Source organism: Chromobacterium fluminis (genome assembly GCF_011602385.1).
GTDB classification, from domain to species: Bacteria; Pseudomonadota; Gammaproteobacteria; order Burkholderiales; family Chromobacteriaceae; genus Chromobacterium; species Chromobacterium fluminis.
Genome location: NZ_JAAOMA010000010.1, coordinates 47478 through 70533 on the forward strand (window position 1 = coordinate 47478; position 23056 = coordinate 70533).

19 protein-coding genes are annotated in these 23056 nt (G+C 64.2%); 12 read left to right on the forward strand and 7 right to left on the reverse strand.

Annotated elements, in window-relative coordinates; genetic code table 11:
* Positions 1-39: 39 nt before the first annotated feature.
* From HA052_RS09120 to rluD, 4 genes are all read right to left on the reverse strand, one after another.
* Positions 40-420, reverse strand: a complete 381-nt coding sequence (locus HA052_RS09120) for a DUF6841 family protein (RefSeq protein WP_166451691.1) — start codon at positions 418-420, stop codon at positions 40-42.
* A 248-nt stretch (positions 421-668) separates the two neighbouring features.
* Positions 669-3524 (reverse strand): ribonucleoside-diphosphate reductase subunit alpha, encoded by a 2856-nt coding sequence (locus HA052_RS09125; protein WP_166451692.1) that lies wholly within the window; start codon positions 3522-3524, stop codon positions 669-671.
* A 631-nt stretch (positions 3525-4155) separates the two neighbouring features.
* Entirely contained in the window at positions 4156-4911 is a 756-nt protein-coding gene (gene pgeF / locus HA052_RS09130; protein WP_166451693.1) for a peptidoglycan editing factor PgeF, read from the reverse strand.
* Positions 4901-6004: a 23S rRNA pseudouridine(1911/1915/1917) synthase RluD gene (gene rluD, locus HA052_RS09135; protein ID WP_166451694.1), complete on the reverse strand. Its 1104-nt coding sequence runs from the start codon at positions 6002-6004 to the stop codon at positions 4901-4903. The genes pgeF and rluD overlap by 11 nt, the downstream gene beginning before the upstream one ends.
* Between rluD and HA052_RS09140 the strand changes: the two genes are divergently transcribed.
* Both HA052_RS09140 and HA052_RS09145 read left to right on the forward strand, forming a co-directional pair.
* Positions 6003-6794, forward strand: coding sequence for an outer membrane protein assembly factor BamD (locus HA052_RS09140; protein WP_081550604.1), 792 nt, complete (start codon positions 6003-6005; stop codon positions 6792-6794). The genes rluD and HA052_RS09140 overlap by 2 nt on opposite strands.
* Positions 6795-6936: 142 nt before the next feature.
* Complete coding sequence (locus HA052_RS09145; RefSeq protein WP_166451695.1) at positions 6937-8463, forward strand: hypothetical protein; 1527 nt, start codon at positions 6937-6939, stop codon at positions 8461-8463.
* Positions 8464-8523: 60 nt separating this feature from the next.
* Here the strand turns inward: HA052_RS09145 and HA052_RS09150 are convergent, their stop codons facing one another.
* A complete protein-coding gene (locus HA052_RS09150) occupies positions 8524-8862 on the reverse strand; it encodes a P-II family nitrogen regulator (RefSeq protein WP_019100167.1) in 339 nt (112 codons plus the stop codon).
* A 148-nt stretch (positions 8863-9010) separates the two neighbouring features.
* Here HA052_RS09150 and purL point away from each other — a divergent pair, with 148 nt between their 5' ends.
* Positions 9011-12970: a phosphoribosylformylglycinamidine synthase gene (gene purL / locus HA052_RS09155; RefSeq protein ID WP_166451696.1), complete on the forward strand. Its 3960-nt coding sequence runs from the start codon at positions 9011-9013 to the stop codon at positions 12968-12970.
* An 85-nt stretch (positions 12971-13055) separates the two neighbouring features.
* Here purL and HA052_RS09160 read toward each other — a convergent pair whose 3' ends face one another.
* Positions 13056-13976, reverse strand: a complete 921-nt coding sequence (locus HA052_RS09160; RefSeq protein ID WP_166451697.1) for a LysR family transcriptional regulator — start codon at positions 13974-13976, stop codon at positions 13056-13058.
* 115 nt (positions 13977-14091) lie between these two features.
* Between HA052_RS09160 and HA052_RS09165 the strand changes: the two genes are divergently transcribed.
* The 6 genes from HA052_RS09165 to HA052_RS09190 all read left to right on the forward strand — a co-directional run bounded on the left by HA052_RS09165 (position 14092) and on the right by HA052_RS09190 (position 18777).
* Positions 14092-14856 carry a sulfite exporter TauE/SafE family protein gene (locus tag HA052_RS09165; protein WP_206118846.1) on the forward strand — a complete coding sequence of 255 codons (765 nt, stop codon included), beginning with the start codon at positions 14092-14094 and terminating at the stop codon, positions 14854-14856.
* A gap of 182 nt (positions 14857-15038) precedes the next feature.
* Positions 15039-15329: a helix-hairpin-helix domain-containing protein gene (locus HA052_RS09170; protein WP_081550598.1), complete on the forward strand. Its 291-nt coding sequence runs from the start codon at positions 15039-15041 to the stop codon at positions 15327-15329.
* A complete protein-coding gene (locus HA052_RS09175; protein ID WP_166451698.1) occupies positions 15284-15955 on the forward strand; it encodes a paraquat-inducible protein A in 672 nt (223 codons plus the stop codon). The genes HA052_RS09170 and HA052_RS09175 overlap by 46 nt, the downstream gene beginning before the upstream one ends.
* Positions 15937-16569, forward strand: a complete 633-nt coding sequence (locus tag HA052_RS09180; RefSeq protein ID WP_081550594.1) for a paraquat-inducible protein A — start codon at positions 15937-15939, stop codon at positions 16567-16569. The genes HA052_RS09175 and HA052_RS09180 overlap by 19 nt, the downstream gene beginning before the upstream one ends.
* Positions 16559-18187, forward strand: coding sequence for a PqiB family protein (locus HA052_RS09185; RefSeq protein ID WP_081550592.1), 1629 nt, complete (start codon positions 16559-16561; stop codon positions 18185-18187). Before HA052_RS09180 ends, HA052_RS09185 begins: the two co-directional genes overlap by 11 nt.
* Entirely contained in the window at positions 18184-18777 is a 594-nt protein-coding gene (locus HA052_RS09190; RefSeq protein ID WP_166451699.1) for a PqiC family protein, read from the forward strand. The genes HA052_RS09185 and HA052_RS09190 overlap by 4 nt, the downstream gene beginning before the upstream one ends.
* Here the strand turns inward: HA052_RS09190 and HA052_RS09195 are convergent.
* On the reverse strand, positions 18767-20278 hold the full coding sequence (locus tag HA052_RS09195) for an amidase (protein WP_166451700.1): 1512 nt from the start codon (positions 20276-20278) through the stop codon (positions 18767-18769). The two genes, HA052_RS09190 and HA052_RS09195, sit on opposite strands and share 11 nt — an antisense overlap.
* A 265-nt stretch (positions 20279-20543) precedes the next feature.
* Here HA052_RS09195 and HA052_RS09200 point away from each other — a divergent pair, with 265 nt between their 5' ends.
* The 3 genes from HA052_RS09200 (at position 20544) to HA052_RS09210 (ending at position 23007) form a co-directional block, all read left to right on the forward strand.
* Positions 20544-21272: a pseudouridine synthase gene (locus HA052_RS09200; protein WP_081550586.1), complete on the forward strand. Its 729-nt coding sequence runs from the start codon at positions 20544-20546 to the stop codon at positions 21270-21272.
* Positions 21273-21389: 117 nt separating this feature from the next.
* Positions 21390-22391 (forward strand): hypothetical protein, encoded by a 1002-nt coding sequence (locus tag HA052_RS09205; protein ID WP_166451701.1) that lies wholly within the window; start codon positions 21390-21392, stop codon positions 22389-22391.
* 253 nt (positions 22392-22644) lie between these two features.
* A complete protein-coding gene (locus HA052_RS09210; RefSeq protein ID WP_081550582.1) occupies positions 22645-23007 on the forward strand; it encodes a hypothetical protein in 363 nt (120 codons plus the stop codon).
* The last annotated feature ends 49 nt before the right edge of the window (positions 23008-23056 follow it).

Consider the following 23056-nt stretch of genomic DNA (forward strand, 5'->3'; position numbering starts at 1 on the left):
AAGCCGCCTGGGGGCAAGCGGCTTGAGGCTGGGCACTACTTACTGCTGCGGCGCGTCCTGATACTGGACCAGGCCGTAAATCTTCCACTGGCCGTCCACCCGTTTCAGGTGGTAGCCGGTGCAGTATTCCCAGGCCGGCTGGTCCTGGCGTTGCACAATCCAGCGCACGCGGGCGCTGGCGGCGTCGTCGCCAAAATTCAGCACGCTGTCCAGCTGGTGGCTGGCGCTGATGAAGCCCTGGCTGCGGTACCACGCCAGCAAGGCGGTGGTGGTGTCGCGCAGCGATGCCATATCGTCCCAGCTGCTCAGGTCTCCCTGGTGGATGGCGGTGAAGGGCACGGTGAAGTGCGCGCTCACTTGGGGCACATCCAGCTGGCTGTAGCCCACGGCGTAGCTGTTGAAAAATTCTTCTATATTCATCCGGTTTCCCCTGGTTTTGCGTGTGTGCTGTGTCCGCTGCCGTTACGGTCTGGCGCGGTTTATTGCTACGTTCCCCATTGGCCAGCCGTCTGAACGGGCAGGCGGCTGGCCAATGGGAGGGGCGGCCGGATTGCGGGGCCATGTCACAGCCGGCTGTGTGCAACGGGCTGTGGCATGGAGCCTGGCGGGGGCCAGGCTAGACCAGCCCCGAGGGGCCGGCCGTTCAAGCCAGGATGGCTGCTTCCGCCTTACTGGCAGCTCTCGCAATCCGGGTTGTCGATGCTGCAGAACTTGGCGTCGGTGGCCGGGGTGTTGTCCACCACGGCTTCCGGAGCCGCGGCCGGTTGGCTGTGGCTGTTGGACACCGCGTTCAGTTCGCCGCCGCGACCGGTGGATTTCTCGGCGCTGGTGGCGGCCAGGGTGCGCAGGTAGTAGGTGGTTTTCAGGCCGCGCAACCAGGCGTGCTTGTACAGCTCGTCCAGTTTCTTGCCGGAGGCGCCCGCCATGTACAGGTTCAGGGACTGAGCCTGGTCGATCCATTTCTGGCGGCGGGAGGCCGCTTCCACCAGCCAGCGCGGGTCCAGTTCAAAGGCGGTGGCGTAGAGGGCTTTCAGTTCGGCCGGCACGCGGTCGATCTGGCCCAGGCTGCCGTCAAAGTATTTGAGGTCGGCCACCATCACTTCGTCCCACAGGCCGGCGGCTTTCAGATCGCGCACCAGGTATTCGTTGGTGACGGTGAATTCGCCGGACAGGTTGGATTTGACGAACAGGTTCTGGTAGGTCGGCTCAATGCTCGCCGACACGCCAATGATGTTGGCGATGGTGGCGGTGGGCGCGATGGCCAGGCAGTTGCTGTTGCGCATGCCGTGGGTTTTCACGCGTTCACGCAGAGCGTTCCAGTCCATGCGTTCGCTGCGGTCCACTTCCAGGAAGCCGCCGCGTTCGGCCGCCAGCAGGTTGATGCTGTCGTGCGGCAGGATGCCGCGGTCCCACAGGCTGCCCTTGTAGGACGGGTAGCGGCCGCGTTCTTCCGCCAGTTCGGTGGAGGCCCAGTAAGCGTAGTAGGCCACCATTTCCATGGATTCGTCGGCAAACTCCACCGCGGCGTCGGAGCCGTAGGCCACGCGCTTCTGGTGCAGGCAGTCCTGGAAGCCCATGATGCCCATGCCCACCGGACGGTGTTTCAGGTTGGAGTTGCGCGCCTTCTTCACCGGGTAGAAGTTGATGTCGACGACGTTGTCCAGCATGCGCAGGGCGATGCGGATGGTGCGCTGCAGTTTTTCGGCGTCCAGGCTGCCGTCCGCCTTCAGGTGGGCGGACAGGTTGACGGAACCCAGGTTGCAGACCGCGATTTCGTCCTCATTGGTGTTGAGGGTGATCTCGGTGCAAAGGTTGGAGCTGTGCACCACGCCCATGTGTTGCTGCGGGCTGCGGATGTTGCACGGGTCCTTGAAGGTCATCCACGGGTGGCCGGTTTCAAACAGCATGGTCAGCATTTTGCGCCACAGGGACAGCGCCGGGATGCGCTTGTACACCTTGAGCTCGCCGCGCTCGCCCATGGCTTCGTATTCTTTGTAGCGCTTCTCGAAGGCCGCGCCGTACAGGTCGTGCAGGTCCGGGGCTTCGGACGGGGACAGCAGAGCCCAGTCCGCACCTTCCATCACGCGCTTCATGAACAGGTCCGGAATCCAGTTGGCGGTGTTCATGTCGTGGGTGCGGCGGCGGTCGTCGCCGGTGTTCTTGCGCAGCTCCAGGAATTCTTCGATGTCCGCGTGCCAGGTTTCCAGGTAGGCGCAAACGGCGCCTTTGCGCTTGCCGCCCTGGTTCACCGCCACGGCGGTGTCGTTGACCACTTTCAGGAAGGGCACCACGCCTTGGGATTTGCCATTGGTGCCCTTGATGTGGGAGCCCATGGCGCGCACGGAGGTCCAGTCATTGCCCAGGCCGCCGGCAAACTTGGACAGCAGGGCGTTTTCCTTGATGCCTTCGTAGATGCCGTCCAGGTCGTCGGCAATGGTGGTCAGGTAGCAGCTGGACAGCTGGCTGCGACGGGTGCCGGAGTTGAACAGGGTGGGGGTGGACGACATGAAGTCGAAGCTGGAGAGTACGTTGTAGAACTCGATGGCGCGCTCTTCGCGGTTCACTTCGTTCAGCGCCAGGCCCATGGCCACGCGCATGTAGAAGGCTTGCGGCATTTCAATGCGGTTGCCGTCCACGTGCAGGAAGTAGCGGTCAAACAGGGTTTGCAGGCCCAGGTAGCCAAACTTCAGGTCGCGGTTGGCGTCCAGCGCGGCGCCCATTTTTTTCAGGTCGTATTCGCCCAGTTTTTCATCCAGCAGTTCGGCTTCGATGCCGTGCTTGATGAAGGTGGGGAAGTACAGCGCGTACTGCTTGGCCATTTCTTCCTGGCTGACGGCTTCGCCCAGGATTTCCAGGCGGATATTGTTCAGCAGCAGGCGGGCGGTCACGTAATCGTAAGCCGGGTCCAGCTCAATCATGGAGCGGGCGGCCAGGATGGCGGATTTGTTGACTTCGTCTTCGCTGACGCCGTCGTAGATGTTCTTCAGGGTTTCGCTGAGGATGGCGTCGATATCGATGCCGGCCAGGTTTTGGCTGGCGGATTCGATGGTGGCGCGTAGGCGGGCCACGTCCAGCGGCAGCTTGCGGCCGTCCTTGCGCACCACGTTGATTTGCACCTGGGTCAGGGCTTCGCCGCGGGCGGCGCGTTCTTGGGAGCGTTGTTCGCGGTACAGCACGTAGGCGCGGGCTACATCATGCTCGCCAAAGCGCATCAGAGACAGTTCCACCTGGTCCTGGATGTCTTCAATGTGGATGGCTCCGCCTTCCGGCTTGCGGCGCATCAGGGCGCTGGCCACTTGTTCGCTCAGCTGGGCGACTTTTTCGCGCAGGCTGGCGGAGGTGGCGCCTTGATGGCCCATGACGGCCAGGAAGGCCTTGGTCATGGCGATGGAGATCTTGACGGGCTCGAACGGCACCACCGCACCGTTGCGACGGATGGTTTTGTACTGGCTGAAATCGGCCTTGGGCGCGGCTGCGCGGCCGAGTTCTGCGGCGGTCTGCCCTTCAAAGGTGGTCAATTGCATGTAGCCCTCGATAAGGTGGGTGGTTGCGTCCTTCCGTTACTGCGTTTCCCGAAGGGCAGGCCGGCTGTGGACAAATCTGTTGAAAAGCTGTGCGCGAGCTGTGGGTAAACACAATATGTATTGTTTGTAGCTCGCGGAACACCCAAATTCTAGTGTTGAGTATGGGGCAGTACAAGTCTTGACAGCGGAAGATTTAATGGCTGTTTTGGCGGGGGCGGGGGGCGAAAGCCCGTGGTTGCTGGCTTTGCGGGGCATGAGATTTTTTTTGGCCGGCTGACACATTTCACTCTGTAGCCAAGAAAGCTTGTTGAAACAAGCCGCAGCGGGGTGGGCGGCGCAGGCCACTAGATGTTGTGGATTTGCATCATGGCGCGGGCGGCGCGGTTTTGGGGGCAATTGGTGCGTAATTGGTGTGTTGGGTTTTTGGCCTGTCTGACTGCGCAATCAATGAAAAGCCCCGCGCTCGGCGGGGCTTTGGGGCGGGCGTCTTGGAACGTGTTTACGATCTCGCGAGCTAAGGCGAGACAAGGCGAAAACGAGCGAAAAAGCGGAATGTACAGGTGGTACATGAGCATTTTGAGCTCGGTTTCAACGCCGTATCGCCGACGCGCAGCAGATCGTAAACAGGTTCTTACTCCAGCCAGATCAGGCTGGCCATGCGTCCGGTCTGGCCGTCGCGGCGGTAGGAGAAGAAGCGGGCGCGGTCTATCACCGTGCATTCCTCGCCGCCGTAGATCTGTTCCACGCCGGCGGCGTTCAGGCGCTGGCGCGCCAGCGCGTAGATGTCGGCCAGGTATTTGCCGTCGCCGATATCGCTGAAGGCGGCCGCGGCGGCCGGGTCGCGTTCCATGAAGGCGACGCGTACTTCCGCGCCCACTTCAAAGGCGTCCGGGCCGATGGCGGGGCCCAACCAGGCCATCAGCCGCGCCGGACGCTCGTTGCAGGCGGCCACGGCGGCTTCTATCACGCCCTCGCACAGCCCGCGCCAGCCGGCGTGGGCGGCGGCCACTACGGTGCCTTCGCTATTGCACAGCAAGAGCGGCAGGCAGTCCGCTGTCATGATGGCGCACACCGCGCCGGGCTGGCGGCTGAAGCTGGCGTCGGCGTCCGGCGGCTGGGCGCCCACCTCGGCCGCGTTCAGCACCGTCACGCCGTGCACCTGGTTCAACCAGGCGGGCTCCGCCGGCAGTTCCTGGCGCAGCAGCGCGCGGTTGGCGGCCACGGCGGCCGGGTCATCGCCCACGTGCTGGCCCAGGTTCAGGCTGTGATAGGGCGCGACGCTGACGCCGCCGTTACGGGTGGTGATCAGGGTGCGCACATTGGGCGGCGCCGGCCAGTCGGCTTCCAGCCAGTCCGGCGCTGGCTCGGCGGACAGCTCAGCGGGCATAGATCACCTCCACATCGCCGTCGTCTTCGTCGTCCTCATCGTCCCACTCTTCCTCTTCCGTCTCGTCCAGCAACTGCGGCAGCGGCGCGGCGTCGGCGGTGTCGCCGTCTCCGCGCAGCACGTTCAGCAGGTGGCGCAGGTCTTCCGGCAGCGGCGCTTTCCAGTTGCGCTCCTCGCCGCTGGCCGGGTGCACCAGGGTCAGCGAGTAGGCGTGCAGCGCCTGGCGGCCCAGCGCCTTGACCACGGCGGCGATGTCTTCGTCCATCTTGTGGCGCAGGTTGCCGTAGATCGGGTCGCCGGCCAGCGGGTGGTTGGCTTCGCGCATATGCACGCGGATCTGGTGGGTGCGGCCGGTTTCCAGCTTGCACTCGATGTAGGAGTGGCTGGCGAAGCGCTCCAGCACCCGCACATGGGTGATGGCCTGTTTGCCGCCAAATTTCAGCACCGCCATTTTCAGGCGGTTGTGCGGGTCGCGGCCCATCTGGGTTTCGATGGTGCCGTCAAACGGCACGTTGCCGTCGGCGATGGCGCGATAGATGCGCTTGACGGTGCGCGCCTGCAATTGGCGCACCAGCTCGGTCTGGGCCGGCAGCGTCTTGGCCACCACCATCAGGCCGCTAGTGTCCTTGTCCAGCCGGTGCACAATGCCGGCGCGCGGCACGTGGGCCAGCGCAGGGCAGTGGTGCAGCAGGCCGTTGAGCAGGGTGCCGCTCCAGTTGCCGGAGGCGGGGTGTACCACCAGACCGGCCGGCTTGTTGATCACCAGAATGTGGTCGTCTTCAAAAATGATGGGCAGGTCCATGGCTTCCGGCTGGAAGGCCATCTCCTCGTTGCTGCGCATCAGGGTGACGTCCAGCTTCTCGCCGCCCAGCACCTTGGTCTTGGGCGCGGCGGTCTTGCCGTCCAGCAGCACGTGGCCGTCCTTGATCCATTGCGTCAGCCGGCTGCGCGAGTATTCCGGCATCAATTTCGCCAGCGCGGCGTCCAGCCGTTCGCCGCCCAGCGACAGCGGAACATCAAGTTGTTGTGTAGCGGATATCTCGTTTTCCGAGATGTCGCTATAATCGTCCGGGTCAAAGTAAGGATCAGTCATGAAAAGATACGTTGTCGCTGCAATGTTGGTGATGGGGCTTGCCGGTTGTGCAACCACGGAAACCTACGATGAGACTCGCGGCTGGACCGTGGAAAAGCTGTATTCGGAAGCGCATGATGAGTTGAACAGCGGCAATTATACCCGCGCTGTCAAGCTCTACGAAACGCTGGAAGCGCGTTTTCCTTACGGGCGCTACGCCCAGCAGGCGCAGATGGACCTGGCTTATACCCATTACAAGGATAATGAGCCGGAGCAGGCCATCGCCTCCGCCGACCGTTTCATCAAGCTTCATCCCACCCATCCAAACCTGGACTACCTCTATTATCTGAAAGGCTTGGTGTTTTACAACGATGATTCCGGCTTGCTGGCCAAATGGGCCGGCCAGGACATGAGCGAGCGCGATCCGCGCGCCGCGCGCGAGGCCTTCACCGCCTTCCGCGAACTGGTGACGCGCTTCCCCAACAGTATTTACAAGGAAGACGCCTCCAAGAAGATGGAGCGGCTGCTGGACGCGCTGGGCGGCAACGAGATGCACGTGGCTCGCTATTACATGAAGCGCGGCGCTTACCTGGCCGCGGCCAACCGCGCTCAGGGCGTGGTGAAAAGCTACGCCAACACCAAGTACCCGGAAGAGGCGCTGGGCATCATGATGGCGGCTTACGACAAGCTGTCCATGCCGCAACTGCGCGACGACGCCAAGCGCGTGCTGGCGCTGAACTACCCCAATAGCGAATACCTGAAAGCAGGCTGGTCCATTGAGGACATGCCGTGGTGGAAGCTGTGGAAGTAAGCTGGCCTTGAATGGTTCGAAAGCCCCCGGATTCCGGGGGCTTTTTGTTTGATGCCGGACAGGTTGCGCGGGGCCGTGGTTTGAGGGAGATGCCTTTGGGATGGTAGGATTCCATTCTTTAAGCTGATAATCATAATTAGTCATGTTCAAAACCTTCGCTTCCCTGTTGGCGCTGGCCGCCTTGTGCGCGCCGCTTGCCGCCGCCGCAAAACCAGACGTCGTCCTACTGAAAGAGCGTTACCCGGAAAAGCTGTCCTACGACGGCTCGGCGCAACTGCTGAGCGCTGGCGACGGCGAACTGAACGATTCCGTCATGGGCTTGATTGATGCGCTCAAGCTGCGTTTCCCCTGGCATGAGCTGTGGGCGCTGCGTTCGGCCAACGGTTTGACCTTGCGTCAGGGGCGAACAGAGGCGGCCTTGCCTTTGCCCAAGGGCAGTTATTTCACCGCCAGCTATGTGGCGATGTCGCGAGACGGCCTGACCTTGGCTTTTGGAACTGGCCGGGACGGCAAACTGGAGGCTGTGCGCTGGCGGCGCGGCGGCGCGCTGGAGACGCTGGTGCCTGCGGGCCAGGCCTGGTTGTCCGGCGTCACCGGCATCAGCGCCGACGGCCGCACGGTGATTGGCTGGTTGCTGAGCGACGAAAAGGCCATGCTGCGTGGCTTCCAATGGGTGGAGGGCAAGGGGTTCAGCTTGTTGCCGGAACCCATGAGCTTGCCGCTGGCGCTGGGCGCGGATGGGGGCCTAACGGCCGGTCTTGCCTTGCGCGGCAATCTGGACATGCTGCGGCGGATGCGGCGGATGCAAGATTTCATGAACGAAAGCCCGCTAATGAGCGAGGGCGAGGTGACCAAGCTGCGAGTTTCCGGCGTCCATGCGGGGCGCGGGGATGTGGCTGGCTACTTCAAGCATGCCGACACCGGCGTTTGGTACGGCTTTGTCTGGAATCCGGACGAGGGCAAGCCAAGCCGGCGCGAGCCCTTGCCGTGGCCGACCGAGGCGGAAGGCAAGGCGACTGGCGCGCAACGCGACGCGCAGGTGCTGGCCTGGGCCGGAATGAGCGGTGAGGATGGCAATATCTTCATGGAGAGCGACGTCGTGCGTTGGCGTGCGGGCGAGGGCGTCAGCGTGATCCGCGCTAAGTCCGTGTTGGAAGGCTTGTCCGCGGATGGGCGCACGGTTTTTGTGTCCTTTAACCGGGAAAGCGACCATAGCCGCGCCTTCGTGCAAATCTCGCCGGAGGGCGAGGTGGATCTGGAGGCGGCGGTGCGCGCGGAAACCCGCAAGGAGAGCCTGGAGATGTTCTTGCGCTCGGTCTCCGAGGATGGCCGCTACTTATGGCTGAACTCGTTCACGGCAGACGGGACGTTCCCGCTGCGCTTGGAAAACGGCAAGCTGGCGCCGTTCTCGCCGGTGATGGGCGATCTGACGTTGACCGCTTTTAGTCAGGACGGCCGCGTGTTGGCGGGCACCTCCACCCAGCCGGAGCAGGGCGGCTACGCCACTTTGCGCTGGCGTTTTGGCGCGCCCAAGACGCAGCGCCTGTTCTGCCCGGGCGAGGAGAGGAGCAGCAGCCATATCGTCATGTCCGGCGACGGCAAGGTGGTGGCGGCGGGCCAGGAGAAGCACGGCAGGGTGCATACTTGCCTGTTCGGGCCTTTGGATTAAATGACAAGGCCCCGCGGAAGCGGGGCCTTGGAGAGTGGTTCCAGCGCTTGCCGGCGGGGCTCAGATCGCTTGTTCGTTGGTTTCGCCGGTGCGGATGCGCACCACTTGCTCCACCGGGGTGACGAAGATCTTGCCGTCGCCTATCTTGCCGGTGCGGGCGGTGGCGACGATGGTTTCGATGGCGCGTTCCACCAGGTCGTCCGGCAGAATCACTTCCACTTTCACCTTGGGTAAAAAGTCCACCACGTATTCGGCGCCGCGGTAGAGCTCGGTATGGCCCTTTTGGCGGCCAAAGCCCTTGACCTCGGTGACGGTCAGGCCGTTGATGCCCAGTTCGGACAAGGCTTCGCGCACCTCGTCCAGTTTGAACGGCTTGATCACGGCTTCAACCTTTTTCATGCTGGAAGCTCCTTGTTGATGAGATGAAATGCTATGCGGATGAGGATTATTTTATTAAGCGGCGGGCATCCGGGCAATTAGCCGCTTAAAACAAACAGTGAATTGCTGTATTATGACGCGCTTTCCTGATACTTGTCGCGGGTGTCTAATGTCTTACCTTACCAAGCTCCGTGGCGGCGTTGCGCTGTCGCCGTTCCGTCTTGAAAAACTGCTTGCCGCAGCCGCCGAAGCCGGGCTGTCGGATCTCAGCATCAGTGCCGAATTCTGGCATTTCGCCGAAAGCGAAACCGAACTGACGTTGGAAGAGCAGGCCACCTTGGGCAAGTTGCTGAGCTACGGCGAAGCGCCGCTGGCCGGCCAGCCGGATGGCGAACTGTTTCTGGTGACGCCGCGATTGGGCACTTTGTCGCCCTGGGCCTCCAAGGCCACCGATATCGCCCAGCACTGCGGGCTGGGAGGGATTCACCGCATCGAACGCGGCACCGCCTTCTGGGTTAAGTCCGCAAAACAATCTTTAAATGAAGAGGCTCGTCATATTTTGACGGGCCTCTTGCACGATAGGATGACGGAAACGGTGCTGCCGTCGCTGGACGACGCGGCCCGCCTGTTTGTCCATCAAGATCCGCAGCCGATGACGTCGGTGGACATCCTCGCCGGCGGCCGCGCGGCCCTGGAGGCGGCCAACGCCGATCTGGGCCTGGCCCTGTCCGAGGACGAAGTGGATTACCTGGTGGAAAACTTCACCAAGATGCGGCGCAACCCCACCGATGTGGAGTTGATGATGTTTGCGCAGGCCAACTCCGAGCACTGCCGCCACAAGATTTTCAACGCCAAATTCATCATCGACGGCGAAGAGCAGGAAAAGTCGCTGTTCCGCATGATCCGGGACACCCACGACGCCAATCCGCAAGGCACGCTGGTGGCGTACAAGGACAACGCCTCGGTGATTGAAGGCGCTTTCATCGAGCGCTTCTACCCGCAGCCGGAAGGCCACGGCTACGCTTACCACAGCGAACCCACCGATATTCTGATGAAGGTGGAGACGCACAACCACCCGACGGCAATTTCGCCGTTCGCCGGCGCCTCCACCGGCAACGGCGGCGAGATCCGCGACGAGGGCGCCACCGGCCGCGGCTCGCGCCCCAAGGCCGGCATGACCGGCTTCACCGTGTCCAACCTGAACATTCCGGGCTTTGTGCAGCCGTGGGAGCGTTACAGCGACACGGCGGCGCAGTACGGCAAGCCGGAGCGCATCGCTTCCGCCTTGCAGATCATGCTGGAAGGCCCGATCGGCGGCGCGGCGTTCAATAATGAATTCGGCCGCCCCAATCTGACCGGCTATTTCCGCACCTTCGAAGAAGCGGTGGAAGGCGAGATGCGCGGCTATCACAAGCCGATCATGATCGCCGGCGGCCTGGGCAATATCCAGCAGCAGCAAATCCACAAGAACGAGATTCCCGAAGGCGCGCTGCTGATTCAGCTGGGCGGCCCCAGCCTGTTGATCGGCTTGGGCGGCGGCGCGGCATCGTCGATGGACACCGGCGCCAACAGCGCGGACCTGGACTTTGACTCCGTGCAGCGCGGCAACCCGGAAATCGAACGCCGCTGTCAGGAAGTGATCGACCGCTGCTGGCAGATGGGCGACGCCAACCCCATCGTGTCGATTCACGATGTGGGCGCCGGCGGCCTGTCCAACGCCTTCCCGGAGCTGGTGAACGACGCCGGCCGCGGCGCCGTCTTCCATTTGCGCAAAGTGCATTTGGAAGAAAAGGGCATGACGCCGATGCAGATCTGGTCCAACGAGTCGCAGGAACGCTATGTGATGGCGGTGCTGCCGCAGGACCTGGAGCGCTTCAGCGCGCTGTGCGAACGCGAGCGTTGCCCGTTCGCGGTGCTGGGCGTGGCCACCGACGACGGCCATCTGCAAGTGCGCGACGATCACTTCGACAACAATCCGGTGGATATGCCGCTGGAGGTGTTGCTGGGCAAGCCGCCGCGGATGACGCGCGACGTGACCACCCGCGAGCGCGAACTGAACATTTTCGACGCTTCGCGTTTTGAACTGAAGGAAACCGCGCTGCGCGTGCTGCGCAACCCGACGGTGGCGGACAAATCCTTCCTGATCACCATCGGCGACCGCACCGTGGGCGGCATGACCGCGCGAGATCAAATGGTGGGCCGCTGGCAGGTGCCGGTGGCGGACGTAGCCGTCACCACCATGGGTTTCAACACTTATCGCGGCGAGGCGATGGCGATGGGCGAACGCACGCCCACCGCGCTATTCGATGCGCCGGCCTCCGGCCGCATGGCGATAGGCGAGGCGTTGACCAATATCGCCGCGTCCTTCGTCGGCCACCTGGGCAACGTCAAACTGTCCGCCAACTGGATGGCCGCCGCCGGCCACCCGGGAGAGGAGGCGCGCCTGTACCGCACAGTGGACGCGGTGTCCAAGCTGAGCCAGGACCTGGGCATCAGCATCCCGGTGGGCAAGGATTCCTTGTCGATGAAGACGGTGTGGGAAGAGGCCGGCGAGAAGAAAGCCGTGACCGCGCCGCTGTCGCTGATCATTTCCGCTTTCTCCCCGGTGGAAGACGTGCGCAAAACCGCCACGCCGGAGCTGAAAGAGGACAAGGACACCGATCTGATCCTGATCGACCTGGGCTACGGCCGCTGCCGTTTGGGCGGCTCCATCTACGGCCAGGTGTGGAAGGCGATGGACGGCAAGGCGCCGGACGTGGAGAGCCCGCATCAGCTGGCGGCCTTCTTCAACACCGTGCAGACGCTGTTGCGCGACGATATCTTGCTGGCCTATCACGACCGCTCCGACGGCGGCCTGTTCGTGACCTTGTCGGAAATGATGTTCGCTGGCCATATCGGCGTCACCATCGATCTGCAGGAACTGGTGATCGAGCGTAAGAACACCCAACGCATCATCGACGATTTCGTCCAGCCCACTCAGGAAGCCGCCACCCATGGCCGCCTGATGCGGGTGCTGTTCAATGAGGAGCTGGGCGCGGTGTTGCAGGTGAAGAAATCCGACACGCCCGAGGTGATCTCGCGCTTCATGAAGGCCGGCATCGGCCGCGAGCTGTTCGTGATCGGCCGCGTCAACAACAAGGACCGCCTGGTGATCAAGCACCGCGGCGTGGAGTTGTTCAACGAGAGTCGTTCCGACCTGCACCGCGAATGGTCCGAGACCAGCGCCCGCATGCAGCGCCTGCGCGACAATCCGGCCTGCGCCGACAGCGAGCACCTGCTGCGCTCCAGTCCGAAAGCGCCGGGCCTGAGCGCCAAGCTGAGCTTCGACGTGCACGCCGATCCGGCGGCGCCTTTCATCGCCAGCGGCGCGCGTCCGCGCCTGGCGGTGCTGCGCGAGCAGGGCGTCAATGGCCAGCTGGAGATGGCGGCGGCTTTCGACCGCGCCGGTTTCGACACCGTGGACGTGCATATGAGCGACGTCATCAGCGGCCGCGTGTCGCTGGCGGACTTCAAGGGCCTGGCCGCCTGCGGCGGCTTCAGCTACGGCGACGTGCTGGGCGCCGGCGAGGGTTGGGCCAAGAGCATTCTGTTCAACCCGCGCGCTCGCGAGCAGTTCGAGGCCTTCTTCGGCCGCGGCGACACTTTCGCGCTGGGCGTGTGCAACGGCTGCCAGATGATGTCCAATCTGTCGTCCATCATTCCGGGCGCGGAGCACTGGCCCAAGTTCCATCGCAACGCTTCCGAGCAGTTCGAGGCGCGCTTCGCCATGGTGGAAGTGACGGCCTCGCCGTCCATCTTCTTGTCCGACATGGTGGGTAGCCAGCTGCCGGTGGTGGTTAGCCACGGCGAAGGCCGCGCGGTGTTCGCGCCGGGCGCGCAGGAGCAGGTGCTGACGGCCTTGCGTTACGTCGATTTTGACGGCCGCGCCACTCAAACCTATCCGCTGAACCCCAACGGTTCGCCGGCCGGCATCACCGGGGTGACCACGGCCGACGGCCGCTTCACCATCATGATGCCGCATCCGGAGCGGGTGTTCCGCACGGTGCAGAACAGCTGGCATCCGGCGGAGTGGGGCGAGAACGGCGGCTGGTATCGGATGTTCGCCTCCGCTCGCCGCTGGGTGGGCTGAGCGGCAAGCTCACGGCGGGCCGCTTGTCCGGCCCCGCCTGGCGTTATATGCGAACGGAAGCTTTGGCTTCCGTTTTTTTATGGCTTCAGCGCGCCTTAAGCCCGTAGCCGGCGTCGCGGGCGGCCGCACGCACCGCCTCCAGCAACAGCCGGGCTTTGCGCGGAATGCGGCGGTTGGCGAAGACGGCGTGCATTTGCGGATTGTCGCCGTGGCTGGAGACGATGCGGTAGTCCGGGCACAGCCGCAGCAGCTGGCCTGAGCGCACCAGCGGCTCGGCCAGCCAGTCTCCCAGGCGGGCGACGCCCAGGCCGGCCAGCACGGCGTGGAGCACGGCGCTGCCGGAGCTGACGCGGTGCCAGGGCGTGAGATTGAGGCTGAGTTGGTGGCCGGCGGAAACGAAGTTCCAGGCTTTCAGCACGCGCGGCGCGGAGTGGATCACCACTCGGTGTTCCGGCAGTTGTTCCGGCGTTTGCGGCGCGCCGTGGCGGGCGACGTAGTCCGGGCTGGCGTAGAGGTGGCGCTGGTAATCCCATAGCGGGTAGCCGATCAGCTCGCTGGAGGCGGGGAAGGCGCCGCGGATGCTGAAGTCCAGCTTTTCGCGTATCGGGTCCAATATGGTGTCGCTGTACAGCACGTCGAAGCGCAGCTCCGGGTTGGCGTCTGCCATGCGCGCCAGCACCGGCGGCAGCAGCGTGTGGCTCATCGTTTCCGGGGCGGAAAAACGCAGCAGGCCGCGCGGCGCCTCGCTCAAGGCGGCCAGCTCGTCTTCGGCTTCTTCCTGCAGGTCCAGCATCTTGCGTGCGGAGACGTAATAGCTTTCGCCGGCCAGGGTCAGGTTGACCTGCTTTTGCGAGCGCGCCAGCAAGCTGCCGCCCAGCGCTTCTTCCAGCGCCTGCACTGCGCGGGTGGCGCTGCTGGGCGAGGTGCCCAGCTGGCGCGCGGCGGCGACAAAGCTTTTTCTTTCCACCACCGCGCAGAACACGCGCAATTCCCACAGCGATTTCATCTCGGCCTCGGTCATCTTGATTGCGATTTTCGCAATACGGTATTGCAAGCATGGGCGGCTGGCAAGGCATAGAATCTTGTCCTAACTGTAAGCGGCGCGAAGCCGGGAGAAATGAATGCTGTTGACCTTGAGTTTTCTGTGCGTGATTTCCTTCGCCGCCGGCTTGGTGGACGCGGCGGTGGGCGGCGGCGGGCTGATTCAGATTCCGGCCTTGTTCAGCGCCTTGCCCAATCTGGCGCCGGCCACGGTGTTCGGCACCAATAAGCTGGCCGCGGCCATGGGCACGCTGTCCGCCGCGCGCTCTTATCTGAAGCGGGTCCGGGTGCCATGGCGCTTGGTGCTGCCGGCGGCGGTGGCGGCTTTCTTCATGTCCATCGCCGGCGCGGCCACGGTCAGCTTGATCGACAAAGCGGTGTTGCGGCCCATGGTGCTGGCGCTCTTGGTGGTGATGGCGGTGTACACCTTGTGGAAGAAGGATTTCGGCTCCCTGCACAAGCCGGTGGCGATAGGCCGGCGCGAGATGGCGATAGGCATGGCCATCGGCGGCGCTATCGGTTTTTACGACGGCCTGTTCGGCCCCGGCACCGGCAGCTTCCTGATGTTCCTGTTTATCCGCTTTTTCGCCTTCGACTTTCTGCACGCTTCGGCATCGGCCAAGGTGGTGAACCTGACCACCAACTGCGCGGCCTTGCTGTTCTTCATTCCCGCCGGCCATGTGCTGTTCCAGTACGCGCTGCCGATGGCGGCCTGCAATATGGCCGGCGCGATGGTGGGCAGCTGGGTGGCGATGAAGAAAGGCACCGGCTTTGTGCGGGTGTTGTTCCTGTTGCTGACCAGTACGCTGATCCTCAAGCTGGGCTGGGACATCTTCCACGGTTGATCCGCTGTGCAAGGCTGGCGGTGCTTCGGCGGTACGGCTAGAGAAGGGCGTTAAACGCCGCTTTCTCGGCCGTCTTGCTCTTGTTCGCGAGGCTTTGAGCGGGCTTCGAGGCCAAGCCGGCTTTTGAACTCTGGCGCGGCGTCCTTTATGATGCGGGATGTCCTGACCCTCGCCGAGAGTTTATGCATCCATCACGTTGTCCGCCCGCCGCGCGGGCGCGGCATTTGCGCGAGCTGCCCAATATCGGCTCCAGCCTGGCCGACGACCTGCGCTTGCTCGGCATTGAGCAGCCGTCGCAGTTGCGCGGCGCCGAGCCTTTGCGGCTTTACCACCGTTTGTGCGAACTGACCGGAACCCGGCAGGACCCGTGCGTGCTGGATACCTTGATGTCGGTGGTGCACTACATGGACACCGGCGAGGCGCGGCTATGGTGGAGCTTTACCGCCGAGCGCAAGGCGAGGGGCGGCTACTGATGTCGCGGCCGGATCCTGATTCCAAACTGACGGCCTGCCACGATTGCGACTTGCTGATGCGGGTGCCCTTGATGGGCGAGGGGCGGGCCTGCTGCCCGCGCTGCGGCGCGCTGGTGCGCCGCTACGGCGCGCAGGGGCAGGACGTCGAACTGGCCTTGCTGCTGACCGGGGTGATCACTTTTCTACTGGCCAACGTCTATCCGGTGGTGACGCTGGAGGCCGCCGGCGCGCGCAGCGCGGCCACCTTGTGGCAGACGGTGGTGGCGCTGGAGCGCCAGGGCATGCTGTCGGTGGCGATGCTGGTGATGTTCACCGGCATCGTGATGCCGTCGCTGGAGCTGGGCAGCATGCTGTATGTGCGGCTGCCGCTGGCCTTCGGCCATGTGCCGCGCGGCTTTCCCTGGCTGATGCGGCTGAAGATATTGACCCGTCCGTGGTGCATGGTGGAGGTGTTTCTGTTGGGCATCCTGGTGTCCTTGGTCAAACTGGTCAGCCTGGCCACCGTGCACGTGGGCGTGGGCCTGATGGCCTTGTTCGCCTTGATCGTGCTGATGGCGGCCACCGCCAGTCGTTTCAATCCGGAAGATTTGTGGGAGCGTTATCAACAATGCCGGGCTACCGTGTGAAAACCGCCGCGCAGTCCGGTCTGTGGCTGTGCCACGGCTGTGGGCTGTTGTGCCGCGCCGGCGAAGGCGCTCAATCCTGCCCGCGCTGCCACGCCGCCTTGCACTCGCGCAAGCCGCACAGCCTGCAGCGCAGCTGGGCTCTGCTATTGGCGGCGATGGTGGCCTATCTGCCCGCCAATCTGCTGCCTATCATGGAAACCTCCACCATTATGGGCATGCAGAACGACACCATCATGAGCGGGGTGGTGTATTTATGGAAATCCGGCTCCTGGCCGCTGGCGCTGGTGGTGTTCACCGCCAGCGTGCTGGTGCCTTTGTTGAAGATTCTGGCCTTGCTCTTATTGCTGGTGACGGTGCAGCTGGGTTCCGGCTGGGCGCCGCGGCAGCGCACGCGGCTGTATCGGGTGGTGGAGGTGATAGGCCCGTGGTCGATGTTGGATATTTACGTGGTGGCTCTGATGGTGGCGCTGGTGCAATGGCAATCGCTGGCGTCGATCAAGGCCGGACCGGGGGCAGTCGCCTTCGGCACGGTGGTGGTGCTGACCATGGTGGCGGCGATGAGTTTCGATCCCAGACTGATCTGGGATCAGGTAAAGGAAGACGATGAGCAGTGATCAACCCGAAAACCCGGCCGCAGCCGGCGAGGACTTGCCGGCGGCGGTGCCGGTGAAGCGGCGGCGCTGGTCGCCGTCGCTGGTGTGGCTGATACCCGTGGTGGCGGCGGTGATTGGCGGCTGGCTGGCGGTGAACGCGGTCTTGTCGCGCGGGCCCACCATCACCATCGCCTTCCAGAATGCGGAAGGCTTGGAGGCGGGCAAAACCCGGATCAAGTACAAGGACGTGGAGATCGGCGAGGTGAAGGCGGTGTCGGTGAGTCCGGATCGTCAATCCATCCTGGTGACCGCGGAGCTGAGCAAGAAGGTGGACGATTACCTGGTGGCGGATAGCCGCTTTTGGGTGGTTCGGCCGCGTATTTCCGGCGGCAGCGTGTCCGGCCTGGGCACGGTGCTGGGCGGCTCCTATATCGGCATGGACGTGGGCAAGAGCAAGGAGCGCCGCACCGAGTTCAAGGGCCTGGAAGTGCCGCCCATCATCAACGCGGACCTGCCGGGCAAGATGTTCGTGTTGCGTTCGGACAATCTGGGTTCGCTCAACGCCGGCTCGCCGGTGTATTTCCGCCGCGTGCCGGTGGGGCAGGTGGTGGGCTATGAACTGGACCCGGCCGGCAGCGCGGTGAAGTTGTCGGTCTTCGTCAACGCGCCCTACGATCACTTCGTTACCGTCAACAGCCGCTTCTGGCACGCCAGCGGCATCGACGTGGCCATCGGCGCCAACGGCCTGAGCGTCAATACCCAGTCATTGGCGGCGATCGCCTTGGGCGGCATCGCCTTCGAAACCCCGCTTAGCGACGGGCCGGACAAGGCGCCGGACGCCAAATACCTATTCCTGCTCAACGAAACCCGAGAGAAGGCGCTGCAAAACCGCGACCGGGAAACCCAGTCCTTCCGCTTGAAGTTCCGCCAGTCGGTGCGGGGCTTGACCGTGGGCGCGCCGGTGGATTTCCGCGGGATCACCTTTGGCGAGGTCACCGCCATCGGCATCGAATACGCGCCGGCGCGCAAGGACTTCGACATGACGGTGGACATCCGCACCTATCCCAGCCGGCTCAACACTCTGTCCGGCGACCACAGCCTGTCGGCCAAGATTTCCGTGGAATCGCTGGTGCGCAACGGCCTGCGCGCCCAACTACGTTCCGGCAGCCTGATCACCGGCCAGCTTTACGTGGCGCTGGACTTCTTCCCCGAGGCCAAGCCGGCCAAGGTGTTGGTGCGCAACGGCATGACCGAGCTGCCGACGCTGCCGGGCGATCTGGAAGAGCTTCAGCGGGTGCTGCAGCGCATTGCGCGCCGTCTGGACAAGGTGCCGTTCGACAGCATAGGCGAGGAGTTGAACCAGTCGTTGAAATCGCTGCACCAGACGCTGGACGGCATGCGCAAGCTGTCCGAGAACATGGACGGCAAGGTGCTGCCGCAGGCGGTGAAAACGCTGGAGGATCTGCAAAAGACGTTGGAAAGCACGCGTCAGGCGATGCAGGCGGATTCGCCGCTGCAGCAGGACGTGCGCGCCGCCGCGCAAGAGGTGTCGGAAACCGCGCGCAGCTTCCGCGCGCTGGCCGATTACCTGGACCGCCATCCGGAAGCGTTGATACGCGGCAAGGGAGAGAAAAAATGAAGTCCATTGCGCTGAGCTTGATCATGCTGGCGCTGTTGAGCGCCTGCGCCTCGCCGCCCACCACCTTCCATCAATTGCGGCCGGCGCTGTCGACGGCGGCCGCGACCCCCGTGCTGGGCGTCAGCGTGATGGTGGGTCCGGCCTCGCTGCCCGCCGGGCTGGAGCGGCCCCAACTGGTGGTGGAAGACGCCGCCGGCAATGTCGAATTGCTGGATCTGCAACGCTGGGCGGGTCCGCTGGACCGCATGCTGACGCAAGCCGTGGCGGCGGATCTGTCCCGCTCTCTGGGTCTGTCCAGTATCTACGCCTATCCGCAACCGGGCATGGGCGGCGGGGACATCCGCTTATTGCTGGACGTGCGTCAGCTGCGCCTGCGTCCGGGGCGCGACGCCTCGCTGGAAGTGGCTTGGCAGGCGCTGCCGACGCAGGGGGACAAACGGCCGCTGGCCAGCGGTTATTTCCTGCAGAGCCAGCCTTTGGCGACGCAGGACGCCGCGGCGGCCGCGGCCGGCCTGCAGACGCTGGTGACCGAGCTGGGCCGCCGGCTGGCCGGCGAGCTGGGGCCCGCCCTGGCTGGGTTCAAGCGCTAGGCGGCGCCGGCGGGCGCCGTTGCGCCCACGGTCTGGCCTGTTCCAACTGGCGGGCCAGCCGCAGCAGGGTCAGGTCGTCGCCGCAGCGCGCGACGAATTGCACGCCTATCGGCAGCCCGGCCTGGCTCCAGTGCAGCGGCACGCTCATTGCTGGCTGTCCGCTCATATTGAAGGGTATGGTCCAGCCCAGGTACTCCATCAGGCGGCGCGAGGTGGCCGGGATCAACTGGCCGAAGCGCAAGGTCCAGTCCCAGCCCAGCTTGCCCAGCATCCAGCGCGAGATCGCGGTTTCGGCCGCGCTGGGCCCCAGGCCGCCGACTAGGGCGGGCGGCTGATTCAGCGCAGGGGTCGCCAGCACGTCGTAGCGTTGATGGAAGGTTTCCATGATCCGGGCTTGCTCCCAGGCGAAACCGCGCGCCCAGGCCAGCTCGCCGGCGCTGAGGCGTTCTCCGTAGCGCGCCAGCGCCCAGCTGGCCGCCTCCAGTTGCTCGTGGCGCGCCGGCTTGCCGGTCTGGCGCTCAATGTCGCGCAGCAGTCCCGCCATCTCTCCGCAGATGATGGCCAGCATCGCGCGGTTGTACTCCTCAGGCGATGCCAGCGGCGGCGACGCTTCCTCCACCTCGTGACCCAGATCGGCCAGCAAGGCCAGCGCGCCGTCCAGCGCGGCGGAGCAGTCCGGGTGCAGCGAGCCGCCCAGAATGGGACGCTTGCTCCAGGCGATGCGCAGCTTGCCGGGCTCGCGTTGGTGCGCGGCGAAGAAGCTTTGCTCCGGCGCAGGCCAGTAATAAGCCTCGCCGCCACGCGGGCCGCCGGCCAGCAGGTCCAGCATCGCCGCGCTGTCTCGCACGCTGCGCGTCAGCGCGTGCTGGCAGACCAGGCCTTGCCAGCCCTCGCTGTAGTCCGGGCCGGCCGGGCCGCGGCCGCGGGTGGGCTTGAGGCCGAACACGCCGCAGTTGGAGGCGGGGATGCGGATGGAGCCGCCGCCGTCGCCGCCGTGGGCGATGGGCACGATGCCGGCTGCCACCGCGGCCGCCGAGCCGCCGCTGGAGCCGCCCGGCGTGCGGGTCAGGTCCCAGGGGTTGCGACTGAGGCCGTAGACTTCGGATTCGGTGTAGGGGCTTAGGCCCAGTTCCGGGGTGGCGGTTTTGCCGATGAAGATCAGGCCGCCCTGGCGGTAACGCTGGATGATGTCGGCGTCGCGCGGAGCGATGTAGCCGTCGAACAGGCGGCTGCCGTTGCGGGTGGGCACGCCGGCGATGTCGGCCAGCAGGTCCTTGACCAATATCGGGCAGCCGGCAAGCGGGCCGGCGCCTTGCGCTTGATTCAACTGCGCTTGGGCTTGCTCAGGCAGCGGCAGGCAGACCGCATTCAGCACCGGATTCCATCGCTCCAGCCGGTCCTGGGCGGCGGCTACGGCTTCGCCGGCGCTGATCTGGCCGCCGGCGATGAGTTGGGTCAAGCCAATGCCGTCGTATTGTTCGTAGTCCTTGAAAATGCTCATGCGTGCCTCGGTGGCGGTCGGGAGTTTCGTCATATGCTAACGGTATCGTTGGCGGGATGCCAGGCGCGCGGCGTTTTTGGAGTGCGTCGCGGGCAAAGGCCGCATCCATGCATGGTCAGTCGAGGCGCTATCCCCTACAATACGGCCAAATGCAACAGCGGACTTGCCGGTGGTTGCGGGTTGCCCGGTTGCCTGTCTTGGATTGAAGAGGCGGGGCGGGCGCCGCAGCGGGCGCAAGCCGCTTTTTTTATTACGGAACGAAATGATGGAACCAGTGCGCCTGTCGAAACGCATGGCCGAGTTGGGTTTGTGCTCGCGCCGCGAGGCCGATAGTTATATCGAACAAGGGTGGGTGAAAGTGGACGGCGAGGTGGCCGTTCTCGGACAGAAAGTGCAGCCGCATAATCTGATCGAAGTGGATAAGAAGGCCCAGGACGCGCAGGCCTCGCGCGTCACCATCCTGTTGAACAAGCCCATGGGCTATGTGTCAGCCCAGGCTGAAGACGGCTACGAGCCGGCGGTGGTGCTGGTCAAGCCGGAGAACCAGTGGTCCGAGGACAAGAGCCGTCGCCGGTTTTCCCCGCAGCATCTGAAAGGGCTGGCGCCGGCCGGCCGCCTGGACATCGACTCGGTGGGGCTGCTGATCCTGACCCAAGACGGCCGAGTGGCGAAGCAGCTCATCGGCGAGAACTCCAGCGTGGATAAGGAGTACTTGGTGCGCGTGGAGGGAGAACTTTCCGACGAAGGTTTGCGTCTGCTCAATCATGGTTTGGAACTGGATGGTAAAAAATTGCTGCCTGCCACGGTGGCCTGGCAGAACGAGGACCAGTTGCGCTTTGTGCTGCGCGAAGGCAAGAAACGCCAGATTCGCCGCATGTGCGAGCTGGTGGGCTTGCGCGTGGTGGGTCTGAAGCGGATTCGCATCGGCAAGGTCAAGCTGGGCAATCTGCCCACTGGCCAATGGCGCTATCTGCGCGACGACGAATCATTTTAATCCGGCTGGACGGATGGCCGGCTGTTAGAACGTGTTGACGATCTCGCGAGCAAGGGCGAGACGGCGTGCTCGCCGCCTCGCGAAGCGGATCGTGAACAGGTTCCTAGAGGGGAACGCATGTTAGGGCGCTTGTTGCAAAGATGGGGGCTGGATGCCGAAAGCCGGCAGCAGCAGCGGGAGTTGACGCAGGCGATAGAGTGCCTGGTCAACGGCACGGACAAGCGCTTGCGCCTGGCTCCCGGCTATCTGGAAGCGCTGGCGCCGGGCATGCGCGTCACCCAGGCTTATTTGTCCGAGTTGCCAAACCGAATGCCGGAGCCGCTGGAACTATCCTTGCGCGGCTTTGCGCGGGACCCGCGGCTGGGTTTGCTGTTTTCCGGGCCGGCCAGCTTGCTGTCCTGTCTGAGGCAGAGCGAGCCCCTGCGCAACTTTTTCTTGTCCGCCAGCCAGGGCGACGAGGCTTGGGCTTTGCTGTCGATGGCGCGCAGCGAAACCGGCCGCCTGGGCGTGGCGATGGAAGGCGGGGAGGTGCGGCGCGAGGTGCCGCAGCAGGTGGTGAGCTTTGACGGCCATCGGCTGGCGATGCCTTGCGCGTCGCGCGAGCTGCTGCGTGAAAGCAGCGCGCGGCGCAGCGAGGAGATGCTGACCACCGTGATTGCGCGGCGCTTGAGCCTGCTGGAGCAGCTGCGCCAGACGCTGGACAACGAGATGTCGCGGCTGCAGTTGCGTATGAGCGTGCTGCGTTGCGAGGCCGGCACCGTGGTGGATGGGTCCTCGGACGGCTCGCCTTTGCCCGACACCTGCGAAGGAGTGCAACGACGCATGGACGAGATCGAGCCGCAGTTGCGCGAGGCGCGCGGCGCGCTGAGTCTTGAGGGCCTGTTGGAAACCGTGCGCCACGTGTTGGAGCATCCTGCCGATTATTTCCGGCTGGAATGGCGGACCTTGTACTTGAATCGCATGGGGGTGAAGCAGGATGCGCCCGGCGAGGACGCCACCGAGCTGGAGTTCGAGGAGCTGGTGTTGGGGCAGGCCCAGCCTTTGCGTCGGGCCTTGATGCCGGTGCGGGTGACGCGTCAGGCCTTGGCGGAACTGGAGCGGGAATTCGGCAGCGACTGAAACGGGTTCCTGCTCCGTGAAAGCGGGCTGTGCAAAGCCGAAACAAGGGCTATGCTGGAACTGTAGAGTCGCTTTCGATCAGCCTTCAGGGCGGCTGATTGAGTCTGCCCCGGCACCAGGCCGGGGTTTTTTTGTGCCGGCCGCATCGCGTTGGGATATTTTGCGGCTGGAGCGCGCGAAACGCCCGTCAGGGCTTGCTTTGTGCTATCCTTGCGCCCCTCTTCAGCAACGACCGTGACCCGTCACTCAAGCCATGAAAGATCCTTGCGATCACTACACCTTCGATCTGATTGGCGGCGTCCGCAAAAAGCCGGGGCGCAAGCCCTTGGGCGAGCGCGCGATGACGGTGGCCGAGCGCAAGCGCCGCAGCCGCGAATTGCGCCGCAGTCGTCTGCAGGAGTTGTCGGTGACGGTGGAACTGAGCCGCGACGCGCAGAAGTCCCTGGACAAGATGATAGAGTGGTGGGGCGTCAGCAAGAAGGAGGCGATCAATCGCGCGCTGATGATAGCCTGTCAATCGCAAACCGGGCGCACCGCGCAACTGTTCGAATTCGAGCTGCCGCCGGAGTCGCGGCGCAGGGGTAAGAAAGCGGCGGGCGGCAAGCCCGAGGCTTGAGACGGAACGGACAGGCGAAAGGCCGGGCAATTTGCCCGGCCTTTTTCTA

Excerpts from the sequence above, each read along its gene's own strand:
- rluD (WP_166451694.1), bottom strand. The coding sequence starts at position 6,004 with ATGACTGATCCTTACTTTGACCCGGACGATTATAGCGACATCTCGGAA.
- HA052_RS09200 (WP_081550586.1), top strand. The coding sequence starts at position 20,544 with ATGGAACCAGTGCGCCTGTCGAAACGCATGGCCGAGTTGGGTTTGTGC.
- HA052_RS09190 (WP_166451699.1), top strand. The coding sequence starts at position 18,184 with ATGAAGTCCATTGCGCTGAGCTTGATCATGCTGGCGCTGTTGAGCGCC.
- HA052_RS09175 (WP_166451698.1), top strand. The coding sequence starts at position 15,284 with ATGGTGGAGCTTTACCGCCGAGCGCAAGGCGAGGGGCGGCTACTGATG.
- HA052_RS09140 (WP_081550604.1), top strand. The coding sequence starts at position 6,003 with ATGAAAAGATACGTTGTCGCTGCAATGTTGGTGATGGGGCTTGCCGGT.
- purL (WP_166451696.1), top strand. The coding sequence starts at position 9,011 with ATGTCTTACCTTACCAAGCTCCGTGGCGGCGTTGCGCTGTCGCCGTTC.
- HA052_RS09125 (WP_166451692.1), bottom strand. The coding sequence starts at position 3,524 with ATGCAATTGACCACCTTTGAAGGGCAGACCGCCGCAGAACTCGGCCGC.
- HA052_RS09180 (WP_081550594.1), top strand. The coding sequence starts at position 15,937 with ATGCCGGGCTACCGTGTGAAAACCGCCGCGCAGTCCGGTCTGTGGCTG.
- HA052_RS09150 (WP_019100167.1), bottom strand. The coding sequence starts at position 8,862 with ATGAAAAAGGTTGAAGCCGTGATCAAGCCGTTCAAACTGGACGAGGTG.
- HA052_RS09210 (WP_081550582.1), top strand. The coding sequence starts at position 22,645 with ATGAAAGATCCTTGCGATCACTACACCTTCGATCTGATTGGCGGCGTC.
- HA052_RS09205 (WP_166451701.1), top strand. The coding sequence starts at position 21,390 with ATGTTAGGGCGCTTGTTGCAAAGATGGGGGCTGGATGCCGAAAGCCGG.
- HA052_RS09165 (WP_206118846.1), top strand. The coding sequence starts at position 14,092 with ATGCTGTTGACCTTGAGTTTTCTGTGCGTGATTTCCTTCGCCGCCGGC.
- HA052_RS09195 (WP_166451700.1), bottom strand. The coding sequence starts at position 20,278 with ATGAGCATTTTCAAGGACTACGAACAATACGACGGCATTGGCTTGACC.
- pgeF (WP_166451693.1), bottom strand. The coding sequence starts at position 4,911 with ATGCCCGCTGAGCTGTCCGCCGAGCCAGCGCCGGACTGGCTGGAAGCC.
- HA052_RS09170 (WP_081550598.1), top strand. The coding sequence starts at position 15,039 with ATGCATCCATCACGTTGTCCGCCCGCCGCGCGGGCGCGGCATTTGCGC.
- HA052_RS09120 (WP_166451691.1), bottom strand. The coding sequence starts at position 420 with ATGAATATAGAAGAATTTTTCAACAGCTACGCCGTGGGCTACAGCCAG.
- HA052_RS09160 (WP_166451697.1), bottom strand. The coding sequence starts at position 13,976 with ATGAAATCGCTGTGGGAATTGCGCGTGTTCTGCGCGGTGGTGGAAAGA.
- HA052_RS09145 (WP_166451695.1), top strand. The coding sequence starts at position 6,937 with ATGTTCAAAACCTTCGCTTCCCTGTTGGCGCTGGCCGCCTTGTGCGCG.
- HA052_RS09185 (WP_081550592.1), top strand. The coding sequence starts at position 16,559 with ATGAGCAGTGATCAACCCGAAAACCCGGCCGCAGCCGGCGAGGACTTG.